The 25,287-nt window shown below is 48.0% G+C and carries 24 protein-coding genes, 1 other RNA gene and 1 pseudogene; 14 read left to right on the forward strand and 12 right to left on the reverse strand.

The window, feature by feature from the left end:
- Positions 1 to 131: 131 nt before the first annotated feature.
- Complete coding sequence (locus tag SHEW_RS20335) at positions 132 to 797, forward strand: inovirus Gp2 family protein (protein WP_011865054.1); 666 nt, start codon at positions 132 to 134, stop codon at positions 795 to 797.
- Between the two features lie 89 nt (positions 798 to 886).
- On the opposite strand, the gene SHEW_RS06450 is transcribed toward SHEW_RS20335, so the two are convergent.
- From SHEW_RS06450 to radC, 5 genes are all read right to left on the reverse strand, one after another.
- Entirely contained in the window at positions 887 to 1,612 is a 726-nt protein-coding gene (locus tag SHEW_RS06450) for a lecithin retinol acyltransferase family protein (protein WP_011865055.1), read from the reverse strand.
- A gap of 72 nt (positions 1,613 to 1,684) precedes the next feature.
- Entirely contained in the window at positions 1,685 to 2,245 is a 561-nt protein-coding gene (locus SHEW_RS06455) for a site-specific integrase (RefSeq protein ID WP_011865056.1), read from the reverse strand.
- A gap of 109 nt (positions 2,246 to 2,354) precedes the next feature.
- The gene (locus tag SHEW_RS06460; RefSeq protein WP_011865057.1) at positions 2,355 to 2,759 is read right to left on the reverse strand and encodes a DUF2787 domain-containing protein; all 405 of its coding nucleotides are present in this window, start codon (positions 2,757 to 2,759) and stop codon (positions 2,355 to 2,357) included.
- Positions 2,760 to 2,838: 79 nt separating this feature from the next.
- A complete protein-coding gene (locus SHEW_RS06465) occupies positions 2,839 to 3,201 on the reverse strand; it encodes a hypothetical protein (RefSeq protein WP_011865058.1) in 363 nt (120 codons plus the stop codon).
- A gap of 75 nt (positions 3,202 to 3,276) precedes the next feature.
- The gene (gene radC, locus SHEW_RS06470; RefSeq protein ID WP_011865059.1) at positions 3,277 to 3,750 is read right to left on the reverse strand and encodes a RadC family protein; all 474 of its coding nucleotides are present in this window, start codon (positions 3,748 to 3,750) and stop codon (positions 3,277 to 3,279) included.
- A gap of 171 nt (positions 3,751 to 3,921) precedes the next feature.
- Here radC and SHEW_RS06475 point away from each other — a divergent pair, with 171 nt between their 5' ends.
- From SHEW_RS06475 to SHEW_RS06490, 4 genes and pseudogenes are all read left to right on the forward strand, one after another.
- Positions 3,922 to 4,107 (forward strand): helix-turn-helix transcriptional regulator, encoded by a 186-nt coding sequence (locus SHEW_RS06475; RefSeq protein WP_011865060.1) that lies wholly within the window; start codon positions 3,922 to 3,924, stop codon positions 4,105 to 4,107.
- Between the two features lie 263 nt (positions 4,108 to 4,370).
- Positions 4,371 to 4,550 (forward strand): annotated as a pseudogene (locus SHEW_RS06480) (helix-turn-helix transcriptional regulator); the annotation flags it as partial.
- A 370-nt stretch (positions 4,551 to 4,920) separates the two neighbouring features.
- The gene (locus SHEW_RS06485; protein WP_011865062.1) at positions 4,921 to 7,080 is read left to right on the forward strand and encodes a site-specific DNA-methyltransferase; all 2,160 of its coding nucleotides are present in this window, start codon (positions 4,921 to 4,923) and stop codon (positions 7,078 to 7,080) included.
- Positions 7,081 to 7,085: 5 nt separating this feature from the next.
- Positions 7,086 to 9,671, forward strand: coding sequence for a DEAD/DEAH box helicase (locus tag SHEW_RS06490; RefSeq protein ID WP_011865063.1), 2,586 nt, complete (start codon positions 7,086 to 7,088; stop codon positions 9,669 to 9,671).
- Positions 9,672 to 9,811: 140 nt separating this feature from the next.
- On the opposite strand, the gene SHEW_RS06495 is transcribed toward SHEW_RS06490, so the two are convergent.
- Positions 9,812 to 10,114: a hypothetical protein gene (locus SHEW_RS06495; protein WP_041407040.1), complete on the reverse strand. Its 303-nt coding sequence runs from the start codon at positions 10,112 to 10,114 to the stop codon at positions 9,812 to 9,814.
- A gap of 210 nt (positions 10,115 to 10,324) precedes the next feature.
- Between SHEW_RS06495 and SHEW_RS20340 the strand changes: the two genes are divergently transcribed.
- Together SHEW_RS20340 and SHEW_RS06500 are read left to right on the forward strand one after the other, a co-directional pair.
- The gene (locus SHEW_RS20340) at positions 10,325 to 11,308 is read left to right on the forward strand and encodes a competence protein CoiA family protein (RefSeq protein WP_011865065.1); all 984 of its coding nucleotides are present in this window, start codon (positions 10,325 to 10,327) and stop codon (positions 11,306 to 11,308) included.
- Positions 11,305 to 13,341: an ATP-dependent helicase gene (locus SHEW_RS06500; protein ID WP_011865066.1), complete on the forward strand. Its 2,037-nt coding sequence runs from the start codon at positions 11,305 to 11,307 to the stop codon at positions 13,339 to 13,341. The genes SHEW_RS20340 and SHEW_RS06500 overlap by 4 nt, the downstream gene beginning before the upstream one ends.
- A gap of 72 nt (positions 13,342 to 13,413) precedes the next feature.
- Here SHEW_RS06500 and SHEW_RS06505 read toward each other — a convergent pair whose 3' ends face one another.
- A complete protein-coding gene (locus SHEW_RS06505) occupies positions 13,414 to 13,929 on the reverse strand; it encodes a hypothetical protein (protein WP_223294772.1) in 516 nt (171 codons plus the stop codon).
- Between the two features lie 34 nt (positions 13,930 to 13,963).
- Between SHEW_RS06505 and SHEW_RS06510 the strand changes: the two genes are divergently transcribed.
- Positions 13,964 to 14,344 (forward strand): helix-turn-helix domain-containing protein, encoded by a 381-nt coding sequence (locus SHEW_RS06510; protein WP_150100025.1) that lies wholly within the window; start codon positions 13,964 to 13,966, stop codon positions 14,342 to 14,344.
- A gap of 255 nt (positions 14,345 to 14,599) precedes the next feature.
- Here the strand turns inward: SHEW_RS06510 and SHEW_RS21000 are convergent, their stop codons facing one another.
- From SHEW_RS21000 to smpB, 4 genes are all read right to left on the reverse strand, one after another.
- A complete protein-coding gene (locus tag SHEW_RS21000) occupies positions 14,600 to 14,734 on the reverse strand; it encodes a hypothetical protein (protein ID WP_263053316.1) in 135 nt (44 codons plus the stop codon).
- Between the two features lie 148 nt (positions 14,735 to 14,882).
- Entirely contained in the window at positions 14,883 to 16,112 is a 1,230-nt protein-coding gene (locus SHEW_RS06515) for an integrase domain-containing protein (protein ID WP_011865069.1), read from the reverse strand.
- 201 nt (positions 16,113 to 16,313) lie between these two features.
- Positions 16,314 to 16,669: a transfer-messenger RNA gene (ssrA, locus tag SHEW_RS20345) on the reverse strand.
- 122 nt (positions 16,670 to 16,791) lie between these two features.
- Positions 16,792 to 17,283, reverse strand: coding sequence for an SsrA-binding protein SmpB (gene smpB, locus SHEW_RS06520; RefSeq protein ID WP_011865070.1), 492 nt, complete (start codon positions 17,281 to 17,283; stop codon positions 16,792 to 16,794).
- 202 nt (positions 17,284 to 17,485) lie between these two features.
- On the opposite strand from smpB, the gene SHEW_RS06525 reads away from it, so the two are divergent.
- Both SHEW_RS06525 and SHEW_RS06530 read left to right on the forward strand, forming a co-directional pair.
- On the forward strand, positions 17,486 to 17,917 hold the full coding sequence (locus tag SHEW_RS06525) for an SRPBCC family protein (protein WP_011865071.1): 432 nt from the start codon (positions 17,486 to 17,488) through the stop codon (positions 17,915 to 17,917).
- 28 nt (positions 17,918 to 17,945) lie between these two features.
- Positions 17,946 to 18,278 (forward strand): RnfH family protein, encoded by a 333-nt coding sequence (locus SHEW_RS06530; protein ID WP_011865072.1) that lies wholly within the window; start codon positions 17,946 to 17,948, stop codon positions 18,276 to 18,278.
- A gap of 207 nt (positions 18,279 to 18,485) precedes the next feature.
- On the opposite strand, the gene SHEW_RS06535 is transcribed toward SHEW_RS06530, so the two are convergent.
- Positions 18,486 to 18,986, reverse strand: a complete 501-nt coding sequence (locus tag SHEW_RS06535) for an outer membrane protein assembly factor BamE (RefSeq protein WP_041406523.1) — start codon at positions 18,984 to 18,986, stop codon at positions 18,486 to 18,488.
- Positions 18,987 to 19,382: 396 nt separating this feature from the next.
- Here SHEW_RS06535 and SHEW_RS06540 point away from each other — a divergent pair, with 396 nt between their 5' ends.
- From SHEW_RS06540 to aceB, 4 genes are all read left to right on the forward strand, one after another.
- Positions 19,383 to 20,192 (forward strand): SAM-dependent methyltransferase, encoded by an 810-nt coding sequence (locus SHEW_RS06540; protein ID WP_011865074.1) that lies wholly within the window; start codon positions 19,383 to 19,385, stop codon positions 20,190 to 20,192.
- 83 nt (positions 20,193 to 20,275) lie between these two features.
- On the forward strand, positions 20,276 to 20,497 hold the full coding sequence (locus SHEW_RS06545) for a hypothetical protein (protein ID WP_011865075.1): 222 nt from the start codon (positions 20,276 to 20,278) through the stop codon (positions 20,495 to 20,497).
- 35 nt (positions 20,498 to 20,532) lie between these two features.
- Positions 20,533 to 22,293, forward strand: coding sequence for a tetratricopeptide repeat-containing diguanylate cyclase (locus SHEW_RS06550; protein WP_190272410.1), 1,761 nt, complete (start codon positions 20,533 to 20,535; stop codon positions 22,291 to 22,293).
- A 1,303-nt stretch (positions 22,294 to 23,596) separates the two neighbouring features.
- The gene (aceB, locus tag SHEW_RS06555; protein WP_011865077.1) at positions 23,597 to 25,231 is read left to right on the forward strand and encodes a malate synthase A; all 1,635 of its coding nucleotides are present in this window, start codon (positions 23,597 to 23,599) and stop codon (positions 25,229 to 25,231) included.
- The last annotated feature ends 56 nt before the right edge of the window (positions 25,232 to 25,287 follow it).

Consider the following 25,287-nt stretch of genomic DNA (forward strand, 5'->3'; position numbering starts at 1 on the left):
TCAAACTCTTAATGTGTGTGTCTGTTGATAATAGCATTTCCAACTGTACCCAACTGGTTGGTATTTCGTTTAAGTTAAAAATTATTGAGTCCAAACAAGTTATGAACAATAACTAACATGGGCTTATCAGTATGCGAACACGTTATCCTGCTAACACTAATCTTGTCGTGATCGATAATGGTCAATATCAAGGATGGAAAGTCAATTCTAGACCACTAAGTAAGCAATACTTGGATGCAATCCTCCGAACCATGCATGCCGCTCTTGATGAACATCCTCGTACCTTAATGGTACGATTTGATTTGCATTTGCCGCTTCTCAATTTCGATGATTCACCGAGGTTTTATGATTCAACGGTCATCAGTAAATTTTTCAAGTCACTTAATGCAAAAATCCAACATGATAGAGCAGTCAAACTACGAGAGGGAAAGCGTACACATCCATGCACGTTACGATATGTATGGGTGAAGGAATGTCGGGAGGCTGCTACGGACCATTATCATGTGGCGATTTTTCTCAATAACGATGCTTACTGCCATTTGGGAAGTTACAGTAATGGTGGCAACAATCTAAGAGCTAGAATTGTTGAGGCATGGGCTAGTGCTATTGGAGTTGATGAGTTCGTTGCAGAAGATAAAGTTCATTGCCCTAGTAAACCATTGTATTACATAAATCGTAATTCGGTTGGTTTTACTACAAGTTTTGCTAAAGCTTTTGAACGATTGAGTTATTTAGCCAAGCTTGAGACTAAGCACTATGGTGATAACACTCGTTCTTTTGGGTGTAGTCAACGTTAGCTGGGTGGTTCCATCAAGCTTTGATAATTTGCGGTATATCAGGGGCGTCTGTTTCGCCCCTGTATCTTGCTCGAACATATGTGAGGTTTTTAATACCTTAACCACAGCCATATATCTTTGCCAATATCCGCGACAGCGACTATGCCATCCCCAGCCACTTTAAGTGGTGCAACTACCGTGGTTTTTACTGCGGTTACTGCAGCTCCGGTGACTAAGGCGCCAACTGCTTTGCCATACTGACCGTCACGTAGGTGTTCTGTGGAGGTGGATAAAGTGTCACTGGTGCCATTAATCAGTGTCTCTATGGGCTTGGCTACCATATCGCCAGGGGTGCCCAGTACTGTGTTTACCGAATCGGGAAGCCCTATACGTTCACCTACCATCTTGGCTGCAGTCGAGGCTAATGCGATATTGGCACTACTGCTTTGTGCTAGACGTTTAGCGCTCAGTCCCAGTAAGCCAGCTCTCGCTGTCACTTGCATCGTAAGGTGTACGTTGTTACTTACTTGATCAGAGGTCGATTCTTCATCAAGGCACCAATTTACGAAATGCTCGCAGTTACTATTTAGGAGGTGATAAGGCCGTAAACCCACTTGGCTCAAAGCGCGTTCAACTGCACCATCTCTATCATATGCAATCGCTTTGCGTTTAACCTTCGCTCCTTCAGCAAACTCAGTTAAGGTTACTTGTTCAACAAAACCATCTTTGCGTTGATGGATAACTTGGTTATGGCCGACACAAAGGCCGTGATGCTGTGTTAGCCCTAACGGGTCGATATTGGTGACCAAATGATCACCGGCTTTAAATTTCTTCATGTTGTACTCCAAATAAAAAGAGAGCAGCGCCCGTTAAGGCTACTGCTCTCAAGTGAGGGATTAGTGGGAGGGTTAGATTTCTAGCTCAACAAAGTCCTTATCGATTTGCTGCTGGGTAATACCTATGTAGCGTAGGGTGACGGCCTCAGACCCGTGTCTAAGCATGCGCATCACCCGTCCAATGTCTTTACATGACTGATACAGGTGATAACCACGGGTCTTACGCATCGAGTGGGTCCCTAATGCGACCTTGATGTCTTCACCGACGAAGGCAAAGGCTTTGGTCACCGCGCGGCGACTGAGCGGCTTAGGCGCTGCATGCTGCATTTGTTGACTGCGATAGGATTGAAACAGATAGATGTGGTCAGGATGACGCTGGTGGATCTCTTCAATCAGCGCCTTGGTTTTGGCATTGAGTATGATATTGGCTTGCTTACCGGTCTTCTGCTCGATGATGGTTAAGCGGTCACCTTGGATATCGCTAAACTTGATCGCCAGTAGATCGGAGATGCGCAGCGCCAGGTTGAGTCCGATATTCCACACATCGGCCATCTGCTGACCAAAGTGACGCTCAAGCAGATAACTGATAAGCTTGATGGTATCGCGGCTTTTCACCGCCTCGACTTCTTTCATAGTGAAGTTCCCTCATTTGGCTATTTGATGAATATGGGAACCAGCCTCTTGCCAACCCCTATCGGGCCTGGGTTTGCTGGTGCCCACAATACCTTTTTGAGAACCAGAGTTAGTCAGTCGTGACTTGCACCTGGTAAACTTCCATGTCGACATAACTACAGAAGTTCTGCACTAGTAGCTGCACTAGACCGTCGACTTCACGCAGATGGCTTTTGCCATAGAAACAGCTGTAGACCTCTTTCTGAAGGAACAGTACATCCATCTCTTTTTCCAGCTCCGGGAAGGGACCACCGCAATAGGCAAAGTCGGTGAAGTAGTTGAGCTGCCATTGATCACCACTGCGGTAGAGGTTAATTTCTACCGGGTGATAGCCACCAGACTCGGCACTGTAATCCGGGTCACGATAGTTAAGGGTAACTAGATTGGTACCGCTATCGACTGTTGCGACTTGCTGCTCAAGTAACTCGTAAAACTGCTCTGGTAAGTTAATCGCCGTTTCGCGTTGTATTTGCATAGTAAACTCCAAAAAGTAAAAAGCCCGTAGGTCAAAGACGCTACGGGCAATGCCGGGTGATTCGGTATGAGGAAGAAAACTAGGTGTGGCAACTCCAGCTTGGATGATCGTTGTTGCCGTGGTTGTAGTAAATGCCGTTGAGGATTTTCTGCCACTCTCCCTCAGGCGTTCCGTATTGATCGCACTGTCTTTGGTAGCGGCAAAAACCGATCTCCTTTGGAAGGTGGCCAAGCATATCGCGCTGGCACACATAGAGTACCGTCTTGCGAAGTGCTTTAGGTGGCTCGATAGCTGCTGGGCCTATGATGTGACCATTATTGTCTAAAGGTCGCTCGAAAGTGGGCAGGGTTAATTCCAGGCTAAGGCGTTTGAGTAGTTCGGGAAACGCTGTGCAGGCCTCTGCGACCGAGGCCTGAGAAAAGCTGTCAGTAAATTCAATCATGAGGTTCTCCAAAATAAACTGGCTGCCAGAAGAGCAGCCTGTTATGCCGTGATGAGTTTTGTTCGAGGGAAAATATTAGAGCCAACCGCGCTCCGCAAACGACACACATTGGTCGCCCACCACAATGTGGTCCAGCACTGGCACATCTATGGTACTGAGAGCGTTGATTAACCGCTCGGTGATACGCCTGTCGGCCGCTGATGGCTCTGCACAGCCTGAAGGATGGTTATGGGCCAAGATCACCGCAGCGGCATTACATAGCAGTACCGCCTTAACGACCTCCCTGGGGTAGACGTTGGCGGCATCAATTGTGCCGAAAAACATCTCATTGAATTCTATTAGCCGATGCTGGCTATCCAGCATCATCACGCCAAATACTTCACGTTGGTGCTGGTGGAGCTTAAAGCGCAGAAAGTCGCGGGTGGCATCGGGGTTACAAAAGGCATCACCACGAACGAAACGCTCAGCCACTATGCCTGCTGCAGTTTCGAGGATTTGCGATGAAGTTTGTGACCAGCTGTTGCTGGGTAGGGTGATCACTTTGTGCATAGTGCCTCCTAAGGTTGCTAAATCGGTATATGCACTGGGGTGATATATATCTGAAAATTTTTCGAAATGCGGGGGATTGGTAGAAGTAAAGGAGGGAACGGACTTAGGCAGCGGACAGTTAAAATTTACTGCCACTGCTTATCTGATGAGACAATCACAAAGGAACTCATCATGAAACTCATTAAACTTAAAGAAGTACTGGAAATGACCAGTTTAAGCAAAGCGACTCTTTATCGGATGATTAAGCTGGGTGCATTCCCTGAGCAGCTATCGATTGGAGGGAGGGCTGTTGCGTGGGTCGAAGACGAAGTGCTCAACTGGATTGAAGAGCGAATCGCTGCCAGAGATGCGTGCTAAGCAAAATCAGACGCAGCCAGTTCGTGCTGTATAGATAGCTTTGTGACACCTGACCGCTCGCACAAAAACACCTTGCGGATGATTTTTCCCGTTTATTCTAAATGAGCGTTCTCGGCCAAGTGCTTCTGACAGAATCGTCCCTCGAATCTCCAAACCATGTTGGCAGGTGCATTACCTGCCAACATGGGGGAACGAAATTTGAACAGGAGCACAGCATAAAACTCATTCCTCTAAAGCAAGTCACCTAACGTACCGGCCTTGGCCGTTCGTCCATCTACAACTACATGGCGGCAGGCTACTTCCCCAAGTCAGTGAAGCTAGGTCCCCGGCTGGTGGCCTGGGTTGAAGAGGAAGTCGAGCAATGGATTGCTGATAAAATCAGCAAGCGAGACGTGGGTAGTGACCAAATAGTCAAATCTGCTTCTGGAGTGGATAAGGCTTAACCAAAGCGCGATTTTGTGGCCTGTAGCACTGGATAGGGAGCGCTGACTCTGGCACAATCACACCCTTCGTGGATTCGCTTAAGTGTCTATTCCTTAAATAATTAGAGCTACGGCGCTTATCTCAAGCAGATAAGATCGTTAATCATTTCTCGGAATGTCTGAGGGTGTTTGGGGAAATGATGAAAATTAGATTGTACAAAAAGTGAATCTTCTTCGGTGTGGCAATCTCATGACCGAATAGACCGTTGCGCCAACGGAACAAATGAAACAATCGAGAGCCATTAGCATCAATAACTCACCGAAAGAGAAATGGCTGTGGATGATGTTTTTGGCTCTAAAGTGTATACATCTCGACTAATAGGAATTCGCAGTGTCTCGACTAACTGATCTACTCGCCAAGGCCAAGGCCAAAGATTCACAGCTGGGTGCCGATTTGGAACGCGAATTTAAGGTGCTTTCCTCCCGGTTGTCGTTTGGTCTTAATTTTGAACGTCACAGCCCGGAAGCTGTGGAGTTGCCTTTGCGCTCTATTCGTAAGGGGGACAAGGTCCGCGTGTTGCCTGAGCGTGGCTCGGCCAAAAAAGGTGATCAGCGCCTGTGGCAGGTCAAGGCCATTCACAAGGCCCAAAATATCGCCGACCTGGAACTACTGGATACAGCAGAGCCAGAAATGCAATCGGCGCCGCTGAGCGAGCTTATCGTTGTTGCTGAATTCCGCGACACTATTTATCCGGGCCTGGTTAGTACAGGCAAGGTGACCCGTGGCGGCGACAAGCCTTTTCATTCAGTCATTAATGGCGAGAACTACCACGTTCTGAAGGCGCTGACTTATACACACAGAGGCAAGATTGACGCTATCTACATTGACCCGCCCTATAACTCTGGGGCCAAGGACTGGAAATATAACAACGATTACGTTGAAGGTGACGACCTATATAGACACAGCAAGTGGCTAGCAATGATGGAGCGGCGTTTATTTGTCGCAAAGGAACTACTCAACCCAGCGGACTCGGTACTAATAGTCACTATTGATGAAAAGGAATACCTTAGATTGGGCTTACTGCTTGAGCAGGTTTTTCCCGAAGCAAAGATTCAAATGGTTTCTTCTGTAATCAATCCTTTCGGTGTTGCACGGGCCGGTCAGTTCGCACGCGTCGACGAGTACATTTTCATTGTCAACTTCGGACAGTCAGTACCAGTCCAAACTCCCATCCAGACTCTGCAAGTGGGTGATTCTATGCAAGTAAACGGTGACGAAGACTTGGCAGAACAAGCAGGTGAGAACTTAAAAAAAGTTGATAAAACAACATATTGGTTTTCATTCATGCGTGCGGGAAGTAACTCTAGCCGAAGTCACTCGCCGGGATGTTTTTATCCGATATTTGTATCTAAAGATGGCGCGATTAAAGCGATTGGTCATCCATTGCCAAAAGGCGAAAGCAAGGATAACGTCAAAACTCCTGCGGGCACTTATGCCGCTTGGCCAGTTAATGAAGCTGGAGGTGAAGCTGTATGGCAAGCAAGTCATGAAAATGCAAAACAACTCTTGGCCTCTGGTTATATTAGGTCTGGCAGATTCAACAAAAAACTCGGTCGCCACAGCATCACTTACCTTAGAGAGGGCACAGTAGAAGCAATTGCTAATGGACTTCTGACTATCGCAGATGGTGAAATCAACAGAGTGGTTGAACAGACCCGAACCTATGTTGGCAAGTCAACTTGGAATATCCGCTCACATAATGCCACTAGTCAAGGAACCAAGTTGCTTGGTCGCATTCTTCCTCGAAGAAAATTTCCGTATCCAAAGTCACTATACGCGGTTGAAGATGCGTTGCGCTTCTTTGTAAGTGACAAACCCGACGCCATCATTCTCGATTTCTTCTCCGGCTCTGGTACCACTGCTCACGCCGTGATGCGGCTGAATAGGCAAGATGGTGGTCGTCGGCAGTGCATCTCAGTCACCAACAACGAAGTGGCTGCTGATGAGCAGAAAGCACTGCGTGAGCAGGGTTTGCGCCCCGGTGATGCTGAATGGGAAAAGTACGGTATCTGCGACTACATCACCAAACCCCGAGTGGCCGCTGCTATTACCGGCAAGACGCCAAGTGGAGATCCGATCAAGGGCGATTACAAGTTCACCGATGAATTTCCGATGGCTGATGGCTTTGAGGAGAACGCAGAATTTTTTACGCAGACTTATGAGGCCAAGAACGCTGTTAATCACAACCTGGCCTATGCCCGCATCGCGCCTTTGCTATGGCTGCGAGCCGGTGCAAAGGGTAGTCGCATCGACGAACTCCCTGTCGAGGGCTGGGCTGTGGCTGATACCTATGGGTTGTTAAACGAGGTTGATGAGGCCACACCGTTCATCGATGCCGTTGGTGCTGTTAACGGTTTGCGGATTGCGTACATCGTTACCGACGATGACCGGCGCTTTCAGGCGATTGCCAAACGCCTACCTGAAGGCGTAGAGCCTGTGCGCCTCTACGAATCCTACCTGTCCAATTTCAGCTTTGCGAACGGGGAATAATAAAGATGAAGTTTACCCTTAAGGACTATCAACGCGACGCAGTACGAGATGCATTGAACAACCTCAAAGATGCCCAGGATGACTGGCGACGCAAGTCGCGTAAATGTGCGTTTTCACTGACTGCGGTCACTGGTGCAGGTAAGACGGTGATGGCCGCTGCCGCTTTCGAAGCGTTGTTTCACGGTGATGATGAATTTGATTTCGACGCAGACCCCGGTGCAGTGGTGATCTGGTTTAGTGATGATCCGTCACTAAACGAGCAGACGCGCTTCCGCTTGATGGAAGCGAGCGACCGTATTAATCACACCGATTTGGTAGTGGTAGAAAACACCTTTAATCGTCCCCGATTCGAAGCTGGGAAAATTTATTTTCTTAACACCCAAAAGTTGGGCAAAAATAGCTTGTTGGTGCGTGGCCACAACCAGGAAGAATTGGAAGCCCAGGCTGGCTCTTTGTTTCCTGAAACTCGGCCAGATCTGCGTGCATACACCATCTGGGATACGATCCAAAATACGATTGAAGACCCCGAATTAACTTTGTATCTGGTGCTGGACGAAGCTCATCGTGGCATGGGCAATGCCGCAGTTAAAGAAAAAGGCACCATAGTGCAGCGCTTAATTAATGGTTTTGGCAGTGTGCCGGGTATCCCTGTAGTGTGGGGAATTTCGGCAACAGTAGAGCGATTTAACAAGGCGATCGAGTGCGCGGGTAAGCACATCAAGCTGCCCAATGTCGTAGTGGATGCGGACAAGGTGCAGGAGTCCGGCTTGATTAAAGACACCATCTTGCTAGATATTCCCGACGAAACAGGCGACTTCGATACTGTGCTTGTACGGCGAGCGACAGACAAGTTGAAAGAATCCACTATTGCTTGGCAGGAGTATACCAAACAACAGGAGGAGGCTCGCGTTGTTGTTCCGATGATGGTGCTTCAGGTACCTAATACGCCGGACCCAAATGAGATCGGTAGGGCACTGGATACCATATTTGATCGCTACCCAGAATTGCCTGCTACCAGTGTGGCGCATGTTTTTGGTGATCACACCACGCAGCAATTCGGTAACCACAATGTGCCGTACATCGAACCGCAACGAGTGCAGGATTCCACTTGGGTGAGGGTATTGATTGCAAAAGATGCCATTAGCACCGGTTGGGATTGCCCGCGTGCGGAAGTGATGGTTTCTTTCCGCGCTGCCAGCGACCGCACACATATAACCCAATTGCTCGGCCGGATGGTGCGTTCGCCTTTAGCCCGCCGCATCCCTGGTAATGATCGACTCAATGCTGTGGATTGTTTGCTGCCGAAGTTCAACCGCAAGACGGTTGAAGAGGTGGTGGATGCATTAATGAATGGCGATGATTCTGCACCACCAACCGGGCGCATTTTGGTTGATTATGTGGAATTGAAGCCTCACCCTAAGGCCAACAAGTCCGTTTGGGATGCGTTTGAAGCTCTGCCGTCTCAGAACCGTCCACAGCGTGGTGCAAAACCGGCAAAGCGTCTTACCGTACTGGCCCATGAGTTGGCATCCGACGGCATTCTGGCTGGTGCAGGCAGGTTGGCTCATGGCGTGTTGCACAAGGCGCTGGATGCATTCCAGGAATCTCAAAAAGATAAGATCCAGGGCAAGCGCAAGTCAGTGCTCACCGTGGATGGCAAGACGGTTATTGCCGACATGAAGGGCAAGGAAAAGACCTTCGATGAGTTTTGGGAAGATGCCGACGTCGCAGTGATTGACGATGCTTACCGGCGCGCAGCGCGCATCTTTAGCCCGGATATCGCAAAAACTTATGTTGAACATTTGGCACGACAGGTCGCAGACTTAGACGACGATCCGGAGGAGTTTCTTGAAGCCATCGTAGAGGCCAGAGTCACAGTCGCGGGGCTGGGTTTGGTCACTGAAGTTCAAGCTTATTTCGACGCTGAAGCTGATAAGCTTGCGAAAGAGTGGCTGGTGAAATATGCATCTCAGATCAAAGCCCTATCAGACGATCGCAAGGAGTCATATCGACAGATCGTGGAGATGAGTACTGAGCCCCAGAGTTTCGATTTGGTAAAACCTGAATCTCGCTGTGAAGCAGCCAAGGCACGAGAGAGCGACAAGGAAATCAAATTCCCAACTTGGAACAATCATTTACTGTCAGACAAGGACGGCAAATATCCAGTCGAGATGAATGAATGGGAGCGCACGGTTGTCGAGGCGGAGTCAAAGCGTGATGGCTTTCTATTCTGGTATCGCAACCCTCAGCAACCGGGGCAGTCCTCTTTGGGCATAGCCTATCTTGAAGATGAGCAATTCAAGATCGTCCGTCCAGACTTTATCTTTTTCGCGGAGCAAGATGACAAGATCGTAGTGGATTTGGTTGATCCGCATGGGGTCCATCTGGCTGATGCTCTACCAAAGTTACAGGGCTTGGCAGCTTATGCAACCAAGCATGCTAACGCTTACCGCCGCATCGAAGCTGTAGCGGAAGCGCATGGCAAGCTGCGTGTGCTCGATTTGACCCGCACAGATGTTCGTCAGGCAGTGCTGGATGCATCGAGCGCGAAGAGTCTGTTCGAAGGTCTATCGGCTGATGATTATGTATGACGACACAACGAGAATGAACTAAAGACCCAAATGAAGGCGGCAATCACATAACGAAACCGCAGCAAGCCAAAAATTATTAGTGGTTGTTAGCATTAAACTACAGGATGCGGAAATTTTAAATATTCAATATTTTCAAATATCTAAATCCAATGTGCTGGAATTTCCAGCTCAAAGCTCCCCGCAACATACTGAAGCATCGTGATGATCTCACGATGCTTTTTTTCATCATAAGCCTGGCCGTTTTGCCTCTGGGCCACCAGCATTTGCAGCTCTGGCAGCTGAAACATCCCCAAACGATAAAAATTGCCCCAACTGGGCTCGCCAAACAGGTTGTAAATAACCTGGTTATCATCCCTTTCAGTGGCAAGCCGTTTTGGCCCCTGGACTTTGGTCAGCGCTACTTCAGCTTCGTCTTTGTCTTCGTAGGTGTTGAGGAGTTTCATAATGAGTACGGTACTGGATTTTTGGGAAGCGGACATTGAACGTGATATGGGGAGTAATTGCAAATTCTGGTTTAGATTTGTTAGATAGACTTGGTAGATATAAGCTGACGTGACAAGCTACTGTACACTTATATATACTAACAAACTTAAATATTACAGGGAGTTGTTACGGTTAGTGGAAGACAAAAAACAGCGTGATGAGAACGGTTGATGATGACAACTCCAACCATACAGTACGCTTATGCATTGGATTGCAAGGGAAGTCTAACCCATATCAGTGATGCACAGCGTTCAAATAGCTACACTTGTCCAGGCTGCAAATGTCCTCTGACGGCGGTTTTGGGGGAATTCAACGCCAAGCATTTTCGGCATTTTGAAGAGTGCTGTGCGCTTGAGACCTACTTGCACAAATGCGCAAAAGAGGCATTTTACCTACGTTATCAACAAGCTCTTTCTACTGAGACAGCCATCAGCCTGGAACTGGAGCGTGAGGTTTCCTGCTATGGCGCTCGTTTAGGTCTACTGGGCAGCGCAACGGCTAGGTGTTCGAAAACCAAGTCTGCACGTTACAATTTAACGCAGTTTTTTAACTGTGCAGAGCTTGAGAAGCGCGATGACGTTACAGGGCTACAACCGGATGTGATGCTATGCGATTTGCAGGGCAATAGGCGTTGTTATGTAGAGATTTGCGTAACGCATCCATGCTCCGAGGAAAAGATTGCTAGTTGCGTCCCAATTTTGGAGTTTAAGGTTGAATCTGAAGCAGACATCCAAATGTTGCTTACGGGGCAATACTCTATCAAAGATGAGCGACTCAATGTTTTTAATTGGCAACCACCGCCACAAACAGTTGATCACTGCGTCGGGTATTGCTCAGTTGGCAATGTAGAAATGTCTGTTTGGAGTTTAAGCGATTCTGGCAGACTAAATGAGAGAGTCATGCCACTAGACCAAGTGGACTTGTTGACCAGCTCAACATTGAATACATGGCCCCGCTCGCTTGAGCCAGTTGAGGTGGCAGATAGATTAAAAACCTTTTTACGTCATGCTGAACCTAGTTCGCGACTTCCAAATTGCCTTTTATGCGCGCATTCGATGCAATGGGACAGTGGCTTTGTACAGTGTCGCAGTAAAGGTAAACAGGTTGCGTATACTGAAGCTCGTCAGTGCGCCAAATATCAGGTTGCAGTATGACAAAAAGACTGACGTGGGAACAAACGCGTGTTGTTCGTCATGACGCGGGACATGCTTTGATTAAGGCTGTGCCGGGCAGTGGAAAAACGACCACTCTGGTTAAGCGTGTAGAGCGGTTGATTAAAACAGGAGTAGAACCAGGTTCCATTCTAATCCTGATGTACAACAAATCGGCAACTGTGAGCTTCAGCGATAAGTTAAAGCTGGCCTTGAAGTCGGATGCTATTCCCGAGGTACGTACATTTCACAGCCTTGCCTTGAAGATAGTGGCATTGGCAGAGCGCCAACAACTTACACCCAAGAAAATGTTAATAACGCCGGGTAATTATCGTTATGACGAGCTGGTTAAACAGGCTTACCGTGTCGGGTGCAGTTACGACTCTGGTTATATTGAACAGAGTGATATAACGGATTTTGAAACATTTGTTTCTCGATGCCGTGCATCCGCTGTGACACCAGCCGATGCGGCCGCAGATCCTACGTTCAGTAAGATCAAGCCAGAGTTTATTCGGGCATATGGATGTTACTGTGAGCTGCTGGAAGCGAATGGCCTGAGAACATTCGAAGACAGCATGATTGAAGCTGTTTCTCTGTTAAGGATCTATCCCGGCCTTGTAGCCCGATTCAAACACATCATCGTAGATGAATACCAGGACGTCAATCTCGTACAGCATGAGATGATCCGCTTACTCACCAAACCTGACACATCGGTGATGGTAGTCGGGGATCTCAATCAGTGCATTTACGAATGGCGGGGGGCGCAGCCTGACTTTATGGACGGTTTGTTTGAGCAACAATTTCCCAATACCACTGTGTTTCAGCTTTCGTGTACATTCCGATTTGGTCATGAACTTTCGCTGATTGCTAATTCTGTTATTCGGCGTAACTCTAGCAAGTTGACCAGGTTGTGCGTAAGCCATCCATCTACGCCTAAAACAGAAGTCAAGCTGCATTTGGATAACTGTTTATCCGAGGTGTTATCAGCAATAGCTACTGAGAATGGTTCACAAGCGATACTCTCCCGTTCAAATGCAAGATTGACTGAGGTTGAGTTGGTATTACGCCTGTGTGGGCGCACATATCGCTATCTGAACGGTTCATCGTCTCTCTATAGCCGCTCTGAAATAGGGTTACTAGTGGTAGGTGTGCTGCTATGTGTTTATGGCGACCTAAGACTAATAGAGAATCACCCGTGTAAACGGGAAATGCTCTACGGGTTTCTGAGGGAGGCCGGAATCCGATGGCAGAAAGGTCAGGTTAAAGAGGCTCTTGATGCCCTGATGACACAGGTGGATGTGTTTTCGGTATTAGGGAGACTATTCGAGAATTCCCCACATCAGAGGGAACGCCTGGAGCGACTCGCCTCGGTTCGCAATAAAGACGATGATAGCGTGCTGGCGTCGAATGTATTACAGCACTTGAGTCTGGCAGGATTTATTGAAGGTGTCGGCTCGGATAGCGTGAGACGCACTGCATCAAATGATCGTCTGCGGGGTGTTGATCGGATTGAAGAGCTACTGATATCAAATCCAATTGATGCTCGAACATTTTTGAATCTTATTCTGCATCCGCAAGACATATCCGCAGACAGTGAGCCTATCACGCTTGCTACCATACATGGTTCTAAGGGCCTTGAGTGGGACCACGTCATATTGATTGGGCTTAATGATTGCGAATTTCCTGGAGGTAAGCCTGATAGTGGCACTCAATTACCTGCGCTAACGTCTGAATCGATTTCTAACGAAGAACTAGAAGTGGAGCGGCGGTTGTTTTACGTAGGGATTACTCGTGCAAAGCACCAATTGCATTTGGTTGCGCCACTAGATGAAAGCCTCACTTGGTGGCTTAAAAAACGCTGGGATAGCACTCCGAAAAAGGTGCCTGTAGCGACTCGATTCATCTATGAAGCAGGGTTAACTGCTTGTTCTCTAACGAGCCAATCCATTTATGCCGGATTGTTAGAACAGCAAACGACTGAATTTAGCAAGTTTCACCAATGGTATCTGAAGGATCTTCAAAGGCTAAGAGTTTAGGGGAGCTTGTGCATTTGCCTGTCGAGAGGCTGTTGATGACAGCTCCCTAAAACCTTTGGCTATCAATCTCCTTTAGGTTGTTGAGTATTTGCGTAAGCCATTACACAAAAGCAGCCCTGTAGCCCCTGCAGTTGCAAGACCTAGCCATTTGTTTTTACAGGTAAGACCGAAAGAGCCTACAAGTAGCGCAGCCAACAGCTGCTCAGAACCATCTTTGGTGCCCAACAGCTCATTTGCAAAGTGTTCACAGTTGAAACTGATAGGACAATAGCGCCGGTTCTCCTCTGAGATGCGCTGAAGCTGTGCTTTCAAAGCAGTGGGGTCTACGCCAATAGACCTCTTAAGCTCAACCTTCTTACCCTGTGAAAAGTGCTCCATCGAGATAACCTCAACATTGTTGTCTGGTGAGTTATGAGCGACTAAGTCACGATCAACCATTACGCCTACGTGCATGACTAGCCCCTTGCTGCGATAGACTCGATCGCCTATCATCGGATTTAGTTTTTTATACATATTTACCTCATAATTAGGAAAAAACGACAATTGATACGTATTTAGTGGATGTATGCGAAAAACGTATTTTTGCATGTTAATCCTATATTGAGGTGAGGACAAGATCTTGATGGAGAAAATCGAACAAACGACTTACTCGGCCGTGATGGGGGCTGTGGTTAGTAGCATCAGGCGAGAGAAGGGGATCGAACAGTCGGATGTTGCCGCTCGTATGGGGTTGTCTCAGGCGAGTTACAGTCGCTTGGAAGGAGGCAAGGCTACCTATTCTATAGATCAGGTATTTCTCGTCGCAGAGGCTTTACAAGTAGAACCAGCAGAGCTGTTTCAACGTGTTTGCACCACTGTAGGTAAGCTGAAGGCTGAAGAGTTTGATGTAATTGCACAGCAACGTAGCAATGCAACCGGTAGTCAGAGCTCAAGTGTGGGCACTCTTGTTGCCGGTGCTGCGCTTGGAGCTTTGTTGGTTGGTTTATTGAGCAAATCAAAGTAGCTTTAAAAGACGTGGCTATTTGAAAAGAAGGGGCATTTACCTGTACCCCTTTCGTATCTGTATTTGGACCATTCAAAGCCCAATCACAACAATGGTACCTCCAGTTATCAAATTGGGATTACTGCAGCTTGAGCTTGTCAAAATCTGAGTAAATTGTCCCTTAGATGCTTGGGTTTTCTTGGCTGTGGCATAATGAGCTAGGTTTCGATAGCGTCGAGAGCTGGGATGCGTTAACACACCAAAGGAGTATACTTATTAATCGTCGTTGGTATCGCCTTCACAGTCATAACAAAATCCATGAAGGCCTGCGAGCTTCTCTCCGCATTCAACGCACAATGGCTGATCTTCTTCTGAATCTACATCGTAAGTATCAAAAACATTTTCAGCCATGCTAAATTCCCTCTAGATAATAAAAATATAGTCGAAAGGGGAGCATATTTGGATTGGGTACTTAATGCAATACGTTGTAGCTAAGCATGTTTCGTTCGATATGTAACCGAGAAGATGGGCAGTTCCAATATTTATGAGTTGCCCGATTTCAACTGACTCGCCGGCATGAAACGGACAAATTTCCTTGGGAAGCCTCTTCAATATGCTTGCTCCACCAGCTCATCATTGGACGGCGCCGCTCCAGGAAATCGGAGCGGTTATATGCCGCCCGAACCTGATTTGCATCTACGTGAGATAATGCAGCCTCAATTAAGTCAGATTCAAAGCCTTGCTCGTTTAGCGTGGTGCTAGCGAGTGCTCGCATGCCATGGCTTACCAATTTTCCTTTTAGCCCCATACGTTTTAATGCAACATTGGCTGTTTGCGTGTTGCAGTGCGACTTAGGATCTCTATCTGCAGGGAATATGTAATCTCTGTGCCCACTTATGGGTTTTATCGCGTCAAGGATGCCTAGCATCTGCTGAGTAAGTGGAATAACATGCTCACGGCGCCTTTTCATTTTTTCAGCGGGAATTGTCCAAGTTAAATTATCAAGATCTAATTCATCCCAGCGGGCAGTAGCTGCTTCCGAAGGGCGTGTCATTGTGTGTAATTGCCATTCGATAAGGCAACGAGTGACACGCTTAATTGATGCTTGAGAGAGGTGGCGCATAAGAAGTGGTAGTTCTGATGGAGTTAGTGTGGCCATACTTTCTTTTTTTGGTTTTTTAAATGCCGCACGAATACCAACTAATGGATTTGAATCTATATAGCCACAGTTAACTCCGAAGTTCATAATCTCATTTAGCCTTTGGCTAAGTCGCTTTATGGTTTCTAAGCTGCCTTTTGCTTCAATTGGGCGAAAAACTTTTATCACCAGTGGGGCTGTTATTTTGTTTAGCGGTGTATCTCCTAGTTCAGGGAATACATGGCTTTCTAATGAGCTCCATGTTTTGGCTGCATGGCTTTTAGTCACCTCGCTTTTTTTGATCTCTAACCACTCGGCAGCAACATTCTTAAGGGTATATAGAACCTCTTGCTTTAATTTTAATGATTCTTGTTCTCGCTTACTTTTGGGGTCAACACCGCAGGCTACTAGTTGTCGGTATTCCAAAGCAATTTCGCGGGCTTTAGCTAATGGAATATCAGGGTATGGACCGATCCCAATGTTGACTCGTTTTTTAGTGACTGGATGATAGTAGTTATAGTTCCATAGCTTTGAGCCGTTAGTCCTCACTCGAAGCTGCAATCCGCCTCCATCAGATAGAACGATATCCTTCGGACCAGGTTTTTGGTTTTTGATTTGAGTATTGGTAAGAGGAGTTGTAATGACTGCCATGTGTCTCCCGAGCGCTTCAAGCTGGATGATTTTTAACCTTGGTATTCCAAAGATAGGTCAAATCATCTTGGTATACCAGCTGAAATACCAAAGTGTTGAACTTTTATGAGACGTTATGATTCTAATTGATGCTCTAAGTTATTGATTTTATTTGCTTCAGGCAAGAAAAAAGACGTCCTGAGACGTCTTGATTCTTTGTGTTGGTGGAGGCGGCGGGACTTGAACCCGCGTCCAAAAAGCCTACATCCTCGGCGCTACATGCTTAGTCTTTCTATTGGTTAACCAACAACACTCCGAAAGACAGGATTGTTATTGGCGAGTTCAGTACTGTTTCGCGGTTCACCCCTGAACATGGTTCCCTCGCTATCAAATGTAAAGGTGACCATCTTAATACTCTGCCCATTTGAGAAACGTGAGCAAGATGGCTAGCTAGCCTAAGCTGCTAGAGCGTAGTTATCGTCGTTTGCAACTATAACTGTGCGGCTTTTTACGAGGCCAACCGCCCCTCGGCATGCTCCTAGGGTTTCGTGAATCTTGTCGAATCCAGAATCGCCCCCAGTACAAGGTCGATTGTAACCCGCGTCGTCCTCGATTACCAAGGATTAATCATTGGGGTTACTATCGTTTGTTCGTTATCCGTACGTTTTATGCCAGACAAGTCGCTGAATCACAGCGATTATTATCGTGCGGCATGTTTCATGGTACGAGATTTTTCAATCTTCCACTCGCGCTCTTTGGTGTCGTCGCGCTTATCGTGCTCTTTTTTACCCTTACCCAGGCCGATTTCGAGCTTCACCCAGGCATTTTTTCGCCAATACATGGAGATAGGCACGATAGAGTAACCTTGACGCTCGACCAAACCCTGCAGCTTATCAAGCTCTCTGCGGTTGAGCAGCAGCTTACGATCGCGCATGGGGTCACAGACCACGTGAGTCGATGCGGTATTGAGCGGTGTGATGGTGCATCCAAACAGGTAGGCCTCACCGTCTCTGAGGAACACATAGCTCTCAGACAGGTTTACCTTTCCGACTCGGATCGATTTCACTTCCCATCCCATCAGGGATAAGCCGGCTTCAAATTTTTCTTCAAATTTATAGTCGAAGTTTGCGCGTTTATTGCGTGCAATCGTCGCCGGTGGGTTCTTTGATTTTTTTGCGTTTTTCTTAGCCATAGGAGGGCTATTATACGCGCGGTAAATCAATTTGGAATTGGCTCGCGCGATTATTTGTTTAATTTGCCTGCGTAAATGGGTCGAGGTGGTGTTTTTTTGAGCTTGGTGTCAGTGCCGGGTGAGGTGACCGGTGTTGCCGAGCATGTTAAAATCAATTTTTTGCTTTATGGTGTCAGGCCAAGGTTTCAGGTTAAACAGTCATATGCCCAAGATTTCCCGTAGCGTATTAGTGCGCTTTAGTGCCATGCAGATGTACGAGTTAGTCAACGATGTGGAGTCCTATAAGGAGTTTCTGCCGGGTTGTGTTGGCGGTAAGGTACTTGAGTTTGATGGTAAGACCATGGTGGCCTCGGTCGATGTCTCCAAGGCGGGGATCAGCAAGACCTTTACCACACGCAATCAGGTTATTCCTGGTAAGCGGATTGAACTGGCGCTGGAAAACGGCCCCTTTAAGCATCTGCACGGCCAATGGGAGTTTACCGAGCTGACGGAAGATGCCTGTAAGGTGGATTTCGAGCTCAACTTCGAGTTTTCCAGTTCGATAGCGGATCTGGCCTTCGGTAAGGTGTTCAAAGAGTTGATGTCTTCTATGGTGACCGCCTTCACCAGCCGCGCCAAAGTGATTTATAAATAACAGCTGTTTAATCTTCTTAGGATGTAAGATGAGCGATCAAGATAAGTTTGCCGTTGAAGTGATTTATGCACTGCCTACCCAGCAGAAGCGTATCAGCGTCATGGTGTCGCCGGGCACCAGTTGTATCGAGGCGGTGAAGCAGAGCGATATCTGCCGGTTCTTTCCTGAGATCGATCTGGATAAAGTAAAGCTAGGTATCTTCAGCCGAGCGGTGAAGCATGATGAGGTGCTAGAACCCGGGCAGCGAGTGGAGATCTATCGTCCCTTGATTGCCGATCCCAAAGATGTGCGTCGTCAACGCGCCGAAAAGGCTAAGAGCGAGGGCCGCGCCAACAAGACCACTGGCGCTAAGGTGAGCTAGTTAGGTCTGAGTTTCCGCTGGGAATAGTTTCGAGTGTTAAGCAAGACGAGATAAGCCGTCAGACAGGATAGGCTGCAAGGCGCATTAAAGAGTTAAGAATTAAGAGAAAGCCGCTAGATAGTAAAAAGGGTCTTAAGCAATGCTTAGGACCCTTTTTTCGTCTTAAAACCCAGGCGCTTAAAACTGGCCTGGCGTTAGTTAAAGCGTTTATTCAAACTCTTTAACTTCGTTGAGTTCTTGTGCTTTCTTCTCTTCCACGAGCGGCTTGGTATCTGGACGCTGCTCAGGGTTTAGCGGAACCAGGTCGCCCTTTGCGGCGCCTAGCTCTGGTAGCGAGCTCTGATCCAGCGGGGTGTTAAAGTCGGCGGCCAGTTCATAGTCGCCATCGACTTTAGAAAGCTTGTCATTGGTAAAGTGCAGCACCAGTTCTTTGTGGGTGATGCTGGCGTCACGACCACTCTTGTAGTGATAGACATAGTACCAGGTGTCGTCCGAGAAGCTGTCTCTTAATACGGGACGGCCCAGGATATATTCGACCTGCTCTTTGGTCATCTCGATTCTGAGTTTCTCGACCTGCTGCGTCTCCATGTAGTTGCCTTGCGGCACATCTGGTTTATAGATCAGCCAGTCGAACACGCTGCATGCGCTTAATGAAAGAGACAGCGCCGCTGCGCCTAATAGAGTAATACTATGTTTTTTGATGGTCATTGAATGCGCTACTTCCCTAAAAATCTGTCGGCCATGATACCCAAGCATTCCCCATGCTGACAAGCGCTATCGCCGTTTTCTGGATCTAGTCTGTGTATCAGCTTAGGCCTGTGTGTTTGGGGAGCCCAAGGGGAGGGCGAATAGTTCAGACAGGCGTGTTAAGGATTAGTTTCACCAGCTTGAGCGAATTTTGTCCAAGTAGCGCAGGAGAATCCCTGAGTCGTGATGAAAATGCCAGACTAATTAATTGTTAGTATTTGTTTTATCCCGAATTGTGGTAAGTTAATTTGGTTTACACCTTTGCAGCATTGGCTTAATTTGTTTGGTTGAAAAGTGGCAAATAGCCAAGGAGCGAAGGGTGGTTGATTACCCGAGCAATGGACGGAAGCATCGATAATGGGTGAAGCCTATACAAGAGGCAGTTTGGTTTGCGTTGGCACAGGTCTTAACCTGGGCGGTCAGATAACCGTGTTGAGTAAGAGTTATATCGAGCTGGCCGACGTGGTTTTTTCTTTGGTGCCCGATGCCTTTGCCCTCCAGTGGCTTGAGAGCATGAATCAAGATGTCCGTTCATTGCATCGATACTATGCCCAGGGTGAAGAAGTTAAGAGCCGTCGTGATACCTATCAACAGATGGTCGAGGCGATATTGACCGAGGTTAGGGCGGGTAAGCGGGTCGTGTGCGCCCTGTATGGTCATCCTGGTGTGTTTGCCTGTGTGTCCCATATCGCCATTCGCCGGGCGCGCGAAGAAGGTTTCGAGGCTAAGATGGAGCCGGGGATCTCAGCCGAAGCCTGCTTATGGGCCGACGTGGGAATAGATCCGGGTCAGTCTGGCCATCAGAGCTTCGAGGCCAGTCAATTCATGTTTTACTGTCATACGCCGGATCCCGCCACTCACTTGCTGCTGTGGCAGATAGCCATCGCCGGAGAGCACACGCTCACAAAGTTTCATACTAACTCGGATTGTTTGCAGGTCTTGGTTGAGCAGCTTAGCGAGTGGTATCCGTTAGACCATGAGGTCATTCTGTATGAAGCGCCCAATTTACCGACTCAAGCGCCTCGAATTGAACGCTTATTACTCAAGGCTTTACCCCAAGCCAAGTTAACTTCTATTACTACCTTGCTAATTCCACCGGCGGCGCCGCTGAAGGTGAACCATAAGGTTTTGGCAAAACTCGGTATTTCAGAAGCTTTATTGGGCTAAAAATGAGACGGAGTTTGATTAAAGCTAGAGTGGTCAAACTTTTGTCTAGCAACTAGTGTTATTACATAGCAATGGAGAATGATATGTCTAAGCTAAGCGATTTTTTTCAGAAGTTAGGTTCGGATGCCGCGTTGTTAGAGGCTTACAAGGCTGATCCAGAAGGTGTGATGAAAGCCAATGGCCTAACGGATGAAGAGATCCAGGCGGTGTTGTCGGGTGATAAAGCGCAGCTCGATTCGCTCTCAGGTGACACCAGCGAAGTACAATCCTATTTGATCATCACTAACCCAGATGACAGCAAGTAACTCGTAGAAACTATATGTATTACCTCAGACTATTTTTGGCTTGTGTCTTTTCGATAGCGCTTTGCGGATCTGCCGTTGCGAGCGATGTCGATTATGACGCGGTTATCGATGAGCTAAAGGCATCGTTAATTGCAGAGCCGGCCAAGTCGTCTGAGGTAATTGCCTACCTTAAAGAGAATACCCAGCACTTGAGCCGCGAACAGAGGGCTCGGGTGTTGACCCTGGAGAGTAACAAGGAGATGTATAACGGTTCCTACGAACGCGCCTTTAACCTACTCACTCAGGCCGAACAGCTGAGCCACTCTCCCGAAACTCAAAATTCCATCTATCTGTATCAGGCCACAGCGCTGATCGCCATGAAGAACTATCAGGGCGCCTTGGATGCGATGGCCAAGAATCTCGATCGTATCGAGCAGATAGATGATGTGACCATTAAGATGACCTCTTATCTGAGGTTGGCCAACCTCTATCTGGATCTCGAAGTCTATGACGAGGTGAAGCGCTATGCCTCGCTGGCCTATGCCCTCAGCCGCGACAGATCGCCGAAAGAGCAGTGTTATGCCCAGCTGTTTTTGGCGGTAGGGGAGCTAAAGCTCTCCCACTATCATGAGGCTAAGCAGTTATTTGCCGATACCCGCACCTTCTGTAGTGAACATAATATTCCGCTTATTGTTGCCATGGCCGACAAGGGCAAGGGCACTTCACACCTTAAGCTCGGCGAGCTTGAGCAAGCGGAGAAGCTGTTCCTTTCAGCGCTTGCAAAGTACAAGACATTTAAGTTTCAGTTAGAGATTAACGATGTTAATGCCTTGCTGGCCGAAACCTACTTGATGAAGAAAGAGGTTGAGGATGCCAAGCAATACGCCCAGCAAGTCATACATGTTGAGGACGAGCCAAGCGTGCTCAACGCTAAGAAACGCGCCTATAAGATGATGGCCGATGCCTTGGCTTTAGAGGGAAGCTACCAGGAGGCCTATCATTATCTGGACGAGTATATGCAGCTCAGTGAGGCCGATATCGACGAGACCAAGGCAAAAGCCTATGCGTATCAGATGGCTAAGTTTGAGAATGCCGAGAAGGCCCGTGAAATTAAGATGCTCAATCAGGATAGGGCGCTCTATACCGCGCAGCAAAAGGTAGTTGAGCTGGAAAGATACAACGAGAGTATGGCGCTGATGATTGCCATAGGTTGCTCTATCTGTCTCATTATTTTTGGTGCTTCTATGTTTGTGCAGAAGCGCAAATATAAGCGCATCTCTCAGCGGGATCCTTTGACCGGAGTATTAAACCGAGGCACGGGGCAAGACTTTGCCGAAAATCTCTTCGTCGATGTCTTGGCTCATCGCAGCATGTTTAGTGTGGTGATGTTCGACTTAGATCACTTCAAGGCGATCAACGATACCTATGGCCATAGCGCCGGAGATTGGGCATTGCGGCGAGTAGTCGATGCCGTGACGCCAAGCCTCAAGAGCAGGGATCTGTTTGTGCGCATGGGCGGTGAAGAGTTTGCGCTCTTCTTGCCGTACACGGATGAGCAGGCGGCCCTCAAGATAGCCAAGCAGTGTCGCGTGGCTATAGAGGCGATTCAGACACGGCCTCACTATAGCGACCTGAGCATTACCGCCAGTTTCGGTGTCTGCACCAGTGTGGAGGAGGATCTTAGCCTGGATCCACTCATGAAGCGGGTCGATATCGCCATGTATCAGGCCAAGGGCAATGGCCGTAACTGCGTGGTCATGTACCGCCCAAGCATGGAGTCTACGCCCGACACCCCCATTAATGCGGTGAATGCTTAGCCTTAGCTAACTGGGGTTTGCGGTTGTTTAGCTCAAACTCGTTACCCTTAGGCGAGTCACTGGCTTGCCGACACTTGTCTTTAACTCTGCTAGTCCTTCTTGTTTGCGAAAGTCCTTCTTGTCTGTGTTCGCGCTTCTCGTTGGTGTTAGTGCTTCTAGCCTGTCTGTGCTGTCTAAGCTGTTCTCTTCTAGTGAAGCTTTTGTCTTTATACATACTTAGCAGTTCTCTGTTGCATCGACGGGAGCCTATCAGGCCTTCCTGCAACAGGTAATCGATATTTACCGAGTGAGTTCACTTCTTCTAGCTAGTTTTCCCGTCTTGCGCAGAGCTTCCTGTCCAATGTTGTCAGTCGCTCATCTCTAGGCCTTGTGCGGTCAGCCTTCAGTATTTTGTTATTTGAATTCAGGTTTCTTGTCTTTCATTAGAGCTGACATTAAAGCTGAGCGGCTAGTGATCGTGCGAGTTAGTCATTTTGCGCTGGTCACTTAGCGGCAGAAGGAGAGCGATAGAAGGAGAGCGATAGAAGGAGAGCGATAGAAGGAGAGCGATAGAAGGAGAGCGATAGAAGGAGAGCGAGGCTTGTCGAATGGCCGAGTTAGATGCCTTGTCTTGGCAGCATGATAGGCGTCTCTGCTGGGTTAACTATGCAATTTATTCGGTTTTTTTTAATTTTTTTTGCAGCAAACCAAAAAAAATCGTGATGTTGATCGACAAACGTTACCGAATTGTGACAAGCCATTTGGCCTCTTGCTTATATCGTTTACGTAAACGTCAAATTAAAACGCGCGTTTGATTTTGAGCGTTTTGGGGTTGCTTGTAAAGTGTTGAAATAATTTAAGTTTAATAGCCTTACTTGCAAGTAAAGCAAAACGTGCCGCCTTTTTATCTGTCAGGCTTCTAGGTGAAATATCTGTATCGACAAAATTACTATAGGTAATAAATTTTCGTAATAACTTTCAAGCTGTAGGGCTTGGTTCATTTGTCAGACAACTTTCAAATCTAGTCATTTCTTGATTTATTGTTATTGATATTTATTGTTTTAAAACAGTATGTTGGGTTCAAAATCTCTGTTTGGTCTTACCAATTTTTTGTGATGTAATGCAGCTTTTTTCGCTGCTTTTCTCACCGCCAGTATTGTTGCAATCCCAACAGTTTGTTAGTAGGTTTTGTTCAAAACGTACATTTGTAACCCCTTGCTGGTGTTTCAAGCTGTATGGCCATCATTACAAGGTATGGCGGGCCTTAGGTTAAAGGCAGGAAGAATTGAAATTAACGGTAAGTGAGCGCTTGGGAGATATCGGGATGACTGAACAGGTAATGAATAAACATCAGCTAGAGACGGGATTGTCTATCCTGGGGGCGCCAGTGCCGGGGCAAGAGATAGTGCTTAACGAAGGTGCGCTGAGTTTGCTTGAGGTCTTGTGTGATCAGTTTGCGGCAGAGGTACCTAAGCTACTCGAGATGCGCAGGCAGAAGCAGGAACTGATTGATAAGGGCTCGCTGCCCGATTTCTTACCCGAGACCCGTGCCATCAGAGACGGCGACTGGCAGATCCGCGGTATTCCCCAAGACCTGCAAGACAGACGCGTAGAGATCACAGGGCCTGTGGATCGCAAGATGATCATTAACGCCCTCAATGCCAACGTTAAAGTCTTTATGGCCGACTTCGAAGACTCTCTGGCGCCTAGCTGGATCAAGGTGATTCAAGGCCAAATTAATCTGCGTGATGCCGTGCGCGGCGAGATAGAGTACACGGCGCCCGAGACAGGTAAGCATTATACGCTCGATGATGATCCTGCCGTGCTTATCGCCCGTGTACGCGGCCTGCACCTTAAAGAGAAGCATGTCGCCTTCAATGGCGAGGCGATCCCTGGGGCACTGTTTGATTTCTGCCTCTACTTCTACCACAACTATCGCCAATTGCTGGAGAAGGGCAGCGGACCTTACTTCTATATTCCTAAACTCGAGAGTCATGTCGAGGCGCGCTGGTGGGCCAAGGTGTTTGCCTATGTCGAAGAGCGCTTCTGTCTAACGCCGGGCACCATTAAGTGTACCTGTCTTATCGAGACACTACCGGCGGTGTTCGAGATGGAGGAGATCCTTTATGAGCTGCGCTCTAACATAGTCGCGCTCAACTGTGGCCGCTGGGACTACATCTTCAGCTACATCAAGACGTTGAAGAAGCATAGCGACCGCATCTTGCCAGACCGTCAGGCGGTTACCATGGATAAGCCGTTCCTGAGCGCCTATTCGCGTTTGCTTATCAAGACCTGTCACAAGCGTGGCGCCCTGGCGATGGGAGGCATGGCTGCCTTCATTCCGGCTAAGGATCAGGCGCAGAACGAGGCGGTACTGGTTAAGGTGCGCGGCGATAAGGAGCTAGAGGCGCGTAATGGCCATGACGGCACCTGGGTGGCACATCCGGGTCTGGCCGACACCGCTATGGGGATCTTCAACGAATACATAGGTGAAGATCACGTCAACCAGCTGCATATCACCCGTGATGTCGATGCGCCGATTCTGGCCAGGGATCTCCTGATGCCCTGCGAAGGCGAGCGCACCGAGTCGGGCATGCGCCTCAACATTCGAATTGCGCTGCAATATATCGAGGCCTGGATCCGTGGCAATGGCTGTGTGCCCATCTACGGCTTGATGGAAGATGCCGCCACGGCAGAGATCTCACGTACCTCTATCTGGCAGTGGATCCAGCATGAGCAGAAGCTCTCTAACGGCAAGCTGGTCACCAAGGCGCTGTTCAAGGAGATGCTGGTGGAAGAGCTGGCTAACGTCAAACTCGAGGTGGGACCGGATCGTTTCACCCATGGCAGCTTTACCCAGGCCGCCGTATTGCTGGAAGAGATCACCACGGCCGACGAGTTGGTGGACTTCCTGACCCTGCCGGGCTACGAGATTTTGACCCAGGGCGATAACGCCTAGCGAGATGATTTTATAAATGAAAGGGTAATACCCAAACCTATTTAGCGCCTTTGAAT

It is taken from the genome of Shewanella loihica PV-4, from assembly GCF_000016065.1.
GTDB classification, from domain to species: domain Bacteria; phylum Pseudomonadota; class Gammaproteobacteria; order Enterobacterales; family Shewanellaceae; genus Shewanella; species Shewanella loihica.

What these genes read in the sequence shown, in the direction of transcription:
- aceB (WP_011865077.1), top strand. Translation starts at nt 23,597, where the DNA reads ATGACTGAACAGGTAATGAATAAACATCAGCTAGAGACGGGATTGTCT.
- SHEW_RS20335 (WP_011865054.1), top strand. Translation starts at nt 132, where the DNA reads ATGCGAACACGTTATCCTGCTAACACTAATCTTGTCGTGATCGATAAT.
- SHEW_RS06515 (WP_011865069.1), bottom strand. Translation starts at nt 16,112, where the DNA reads ATGGCAGTCATTACAACTCCTCTTACCAATACTCAAATCAAAAACCAA.
- radC (WP_011865059.1), bottom strand. Translation starts at nt 3,750, where the DNA reads ATGCACAAAGTGATCACCCTACCCAGCAACAGCTGGTCACAAACTTCA.
- SHEW_RS06545 (WP_011865075.1), top strand. Translation starts at nt 20,276, where the DNA reads ATGTCTAAGCTAAGCGATTTTTTTCAGAAGTTAGGTTCGGATGCCGCG.
- SHEW_RS06500 (WP_011865066.1), top strand. Translation starts at nt 11,305, where the DNA reads ATGACAAAAAGACTGACGTGGGAACAAACGCGTGTTGTTCGTCATGAC.
- SHEW_RS06455 (WP_011865056.1), bottom strand. Translation starts at nt 2,245, where the DNA reads ATGAAAGAAGTCGAGGCGGTGAAAAGCCGCGATACCATCAAGCTTATC.
- SHEW_RS06495 (WP_041407040.1), bottom strand. Translation starts at nt 10,114, where the DNA reads ATGAAACTCCTCAACACCTACGAAGACAAAGACGAAGCTGAAGTAGCG.
- SHEW_RS20340 (WP_011865065.1), top strand. Translation starts at nt 10,325, where the DNA reads ATGATGACAACTCCAACCATACAGTACGCTTATGCATTGGATTGCAAG.
- SHEW_RS06535 (WP_041406523.1), bottom strand. Translation starts at nt 18,986, where the DNA reads ATGACCATCAAAAAACATAGTATTACTCTATTAGGCGCAGCGGCGCTG.
- SHEW_RS06460 (WP_011865057.1), bottom strand. Translation starts at nt 2,759, where the DNA reads ATGCAAATACAACGCGAAACGGCGATTAACTTACCAGAGCAGTTTTAC.
- SHEW_RS06525 (WP_011865071.1), top strand. Translation starts at nt 17,486, where the DNA reads ATGCCCAAGATTTCCCGTAGCGTATTAGTGCGCTTTAGTGCCATGCAG.
- SHEW_RS06450 (WP_011865055.1), bottom strand. Translation starts at nt 1,612, where the DNA reads ATGAAGAAATTTAAAGCCGGTGATCATTTGGTCACCAATATCGACCCG.
- SHEW_RS06490 (WP_011865063.1), top strand. Translation starts at nt 7,086, where the DNA reads ATGAAGTTTACCCTTAAGGACTATCAACGCGACGCAGTACGAGATGCA.
- SHEW_RS06505 (WP_223294772.1), bottom strand. Translation starts at nt 13,929, where the DNA reads ATGCAAAAATACGTTTTTCGCATACATCCACTAAATACGTATCAATTG.
- SHEW_RS06475 (WP_011865060.1), top strand. Translation starts at nt 3,922, where the DNA reads ATGAAACTCATTAAACTTAAAGAAGTACTGGAAATGACCAGTTTAAGC.
- SHEW_RS06465 (WP_011865058.1), bottom strand. Translation starts at nt 3,201, where the DNA reads ATGATTGAATTTACTGACAGCTTTTCTCAGGCCTCGGTCGCAGAGGCC.
- smpB (WP_011865070.1), bottom strand. Translation starts at nt 17,283, where the DNA reads ATGGCTAAGAAAAACGCAAAAAAATCAAAGAACCCACCGGCGACGATT.
- SHEW_RS21000 (WP_263053316.1), bottom strand. Translation starts at nt 14,734, where the DNA reads ATGGCTGAAAATGTTTTTGATACTTACGATGTAGATTCAGAAGAAGAT.
- SHEW_RS06510 (WP_150100025.1), top strand. Translation starts at nt 13,964, where the DNA reads ATGGAGAAAATCGAACAAACGACTTACTCGGCCGTGATGGGGGCTGTG.
- SHEW_RS06530 (WP_011865072.1), top strand. Translation starts at nt 17,946, where the DNA reads ATGAGCGATCAAGATAAGTTTGCCGTTGAAGTGATTTATGCACTGCCT.
- SHEW_RS06540 (WP_011865074.1), top strand. Translation starts at nt 19,383, where the DNA reads ATGGGTGAAGCCTATACAAGAGGCAGTTTGGTTTGCGTTGGCACAGGT.